Below are 3,425 nucleotides of genomic sequence, written 5' to 3' on the forward strand. Positions count from 1 at the left end.
CAGGGCCATCATCACGCGCGCCGGCATCCGCGGCATCCCCGCCGCCGTGAGCATCGCCGCCGCCTGCTCCGCCGGTTCCACGCCCCGGTGCTCGCGCTGCTGCTCGGCATCACCCGCCGTCGCGTCCGACCCGTCGTCGGCGCTCGCGGCCTCCCCGCCCGGTCCCCGCGTCATCGCACTACCCGCCCGTCGCGAGCTCGCGCCGACGCATGAGGGCCAGGGCGCCCGCCGTGGCCCCGGCGACCACGAGCACGAGCCACCACAGCCCCCGCACGTCGACGCCGTCGCCGTCGACCACCGGGGTCACCGCGAACGGGGAGAGGTTCGCGGTCCAGTCCGGCAGCCCGAACAGCGGGCCGAACATGCCGAGCAGCGCCGCGAGCAGGACCAGGATCCACGCCACCGGGATGGTCGCGCGCGGCAGCACCACGAACACGATGGCCGTGAGCGCCACGAACACCACCGCCGCGACCGCCTGTCCCGCGCCCGCCACGGCCACGATGCGATACAGCTCGCTGTCGCCGTCGCGCGACCACACGCCGAGCCAGCCACCCAGCACGGCGGCGCTGACCACGATGAGCACCGCGCCCACGCCGACGATCACGTGGTCGGCGAGCCAGCGCACCCGTCCGGTGGGGGTCGAGAGCACGAGCTCGACCGTGCCTCGCGCCTCCTCCTGCCGCGCGCGCACCACGGTCTGCACCGCGCAGCAGGCCGCGAGGATGCCCAGCAGCGTGAAGAACACGGTCACCACGACCTCGTCGAGCCCGCCGGTCGCGCCGCCGATCTTCTCCAGGATGTCGGTCACGGCGGGATTCTCGCCCGCGATCTGGTCGACCACGCCGCCCAGGGTCGTGGCGAGCAGCCCGGTGAGCAGTCCGCCGACCGCCCACCCCACGACCGCGCCCGAGGTGAGTCGCCACACCAGCGCGTGCGGCGACGAGAGGGCGGGTCGCGCCGCGGAACGGCCGGGGCGTTCGGCCACGAAGCCCGCGTCCACATCGCGCAGGCCCTGCAGTGCCAGGGCCCCGGCGGCCAGGACGAGGCCGAGCGCCAGTCCCAGGACCGCGGGCCAGGCCGCGTCGACGTCGTACGGGCGCGTCTGCTCCGCCCAGCCGAACGGCGACAGCCACGCGGGCCAGGCGCTCGCGATCGCGGTCAGCTCGTCGTTCGGGGTCCCGGCGGCGTTGCCGATGCCCCGGAGCAGGAAGGCGGCCACGAGCACCCACACCGCCGCGGAGTTCGCGCCGCGCGACGTGCGCAGCAGCTGCGCCGCGAGCAGGGCGATCCCGAGGAAGGCGACGCCGCAGGAGGCGGCCGCGGCGCCGGAGAGCAGCGAACCGGCGACGGGCAGCCCGGTCGCGAGCAGGGCGACTGCGGTCAGCGCGCCCAGCACGACGTTGGCGAGGAGGCCGTGCACGATCGTCGCGACGGTGGGAAGGTGTCGTCCGGCGGGTGTCGCCCACACGAGCTCGGCGCGCCCCGACTCCTCGTCACCCCGGGTGTGGCGCACCGCGAGGAACGTGCTCATGAGGGCCGCCAGCATCGCCAGCCACGGCAGGATCTCGAAGGCCAGGAACGCGCCCTCCGAGGTGCCGGACGGCAGGCCGCGGAACATCAGGATCACCGGGTTCGCGAGCGCCGCGGCCAGGATGTTCTGCCGGTCGGCCAGGGTCGAGTACGACTGCGTGACGCCCGCATACCCCGCGAACGCCATGAGCGCTGTGCCGAGGATCCACAGCGGCACCTGCACCCGGTCGCGGCGGATGCGCTGGCGCAGCAGCACCCCGAAGCGGTCCATCACGCACGACCCTTCGCGTGGCGGGAGCGCCGGGTGGACGGCGCCGCGTCGGACCCGCCGTCCTCCGCCGCCTCGAGCGTCGCGAGGTCGTCGCCGTAGTGCCGCAGGAACAGTTCTTCGAGCGAGGGCGGAGCCACGCGGAGGTCGGAGATCCCGAGAGTGGCGAGGGCGGGCAGCACCGCGGCGGTGCGGTCGCTGTCGACGGTGAGACGGAAGCGGTCGTCGTGCACCGTGGCGTCGTGCACCTCGGGGATCGCGGCGACGCGGTCGAGCGGGACACCCGGGGCCGTGAACGACACGTCGCTGCGGGTGAGGTGCCGCAGGTCGGCGAGCGTGCCGGTCTCGACGATGCGCCCGGCGCGGATGATCGACACGCGGTCGCACAGCTGCTCGACCTCGCTCATGATGTGGCTCGACAGCAGCACGGTCGCGCCGTTCTCGTGGGCCCGCGCGACCTCGCGCTGGAAGATCACCGCCATGAGGGGGTCGAGCCCGCTGGTCGGCTCGTCGAGGATGAGCAGGTCGGCCGGCACGGCGAAGGCCGCGATCAGCGCCACCTTCTGGCGGTTGCCCTTCGAGTACGCGCGGCCCTTCTTCCGCGGGTCGAACTGGAAGGCCTCCAGCAGCCGGGCCTTCTCGCGCCGGTAGGCGGCGTCGTGCGTGCGGGCTCCGCGCAGCCGGGCGAGCAGGTCGATGGCCTCGCCCCCGGAGAGGTTGGGCCACAGGCTCACGTCGCCCGGCACGGAGGCGATGCGCCGATGCAGCTCGACGGCCCGACGCCACGGGTCCTCGCCGAACACGGTCACCGCGCCCCCGGTGCGGCGGGCGAGGCCCAGGAGGATGCGGATCGTGGTGGACTTGCCGGCGCCGTTCGGCCCGAGGAATCCGTGCACCTGACCGGACTCGACGCTCAGGTCGAGACCGTCGAGGGCGTGCACGTGCCCGTAGTGCTTGGTGAGGCTCTGGGTGGCGATCACGGTGCTCATGCGCGGGAGCGTACGCCCGCTTCACGAACTTGTGAATCCGGTGAAGCGGACGCATGCGGAATCCTTACGGCGCCCGCGTACAGTGGGCTGGTGCCGGAGTTCCCCTACGCCCGCCTGCGCCGCTGGCCCGACGTCGAGGCCGAGAACCTCCAGGCGCACGACGCCACCGACCTGCTGCTCGCGTCGCGGGCGCTCGACAGCGGGATCACCGGTGCCGAGACCGCCGTGATCGGGGACGACTACGGCGCGATCACCCTGCCGCTCGTGGCGTCCGGGCTCCGGGGGATCCGGGCGCACCAGGACCTCGCGACCGGGCGCCGCGCCCTCGCCCGCAACGCGGAGGAGCTGGGACTCGACGGCTTCACGACGCACGAGCTCGACGAGACGCTGCTGCGCGGGGCACGGCTCGTGCTGCTGCAGCTACCCAAGGCCCTCGCGGAACTGGAGCAGATCGCGGATGCGGTCGCCCGCTGGGCCGCGCCCGACGCGGTGCTCGTGGCCGGGGGTCGCGTCAAGCACATGACCCTGGCGCAGAACGAGGTGCTGCGGCGGAGCTTCGGGGACGTGCAGCCGCAGCGGGCCGAGCGCAAGTCGCGGCTGCTCGTGGCGTCGCAGCCGCTGGCCGTCCCCGCGCAGCC

General features: G+C 74.2%; 2 protein-coding genes and 1 pseudogene. 1 reads left to right on the forward strand and 2 read right to left on the reverse strand.

What is annotated here, in order from left to right:
• Positions 1-178 precede the first annotated feature (178 nt).
• Both DW309_RS04960 and DW309_RS04965 read right to left on the reverse strand, forming a co-directional pair.
• Positions 179-1,801: an ABC transporter permease gene (locus DW309_RS04960; protein ID WP_136044738.1), complete on the reverse strand. Its 1,623-nt coding sequence runs from the start codon at positions 1,799-1,801 to the stop codon at positions 179-181.
• The gene (locus DW309_RS04965) at positions 1,801-2,787 is read right to left on the reverse strand and encodes an ABC transporter ATP-binding protein (RefSeq protein WP_136044737.1); all 987 of its coding nucleotides are present in this window, start codon (positions 2,785-2,787) and stop codon (positions 1,801-1,803) included. The genes DW309_RS04960 and DW309_RS04965 overlap by 1 nt, the downstream gene beginning before the upstream one ends.
• A 90-nt stretch (positions 2,788-2,877) precedes the next feature.
• Between DW309_RS04965 and DW309_RS04970 the strand changes: the two are divergent.
• Positions 2,878-3,425: pseudogene (locus tag DW309_RS04970) on the forward strand (SAM-dependent methyltransferase); the annotation flags it as partial.

Origin of the sequence: Microbacterium sp. K41, from assembly GCF_004794395.1 — a bacterium.
Lineage (GTDB): Bacteria > Actinomycetota > Actinomycetes > Actinomycetales > Microbacteriaceae > Microbacterium > Microbacterium sufflavum.

Bases quoted from the DNA above. Each gene is read 5' to 3' on its own strand.
- DW309_RS04960 (WP_136044738.1), bottom strand. From the start codon at position 1,801: ATGGACCGCTTCGGGGTGCTGCTGCGCCAGCGCATCCGCCGCGACCGG.
- DW309_RS04965 (WP_136044737.1), bottom strand. From the start codon at position 2,787: ATGAGCACCGTGATCGCCACCCAGAGCCTCACCAAGCACTACGGGCAC.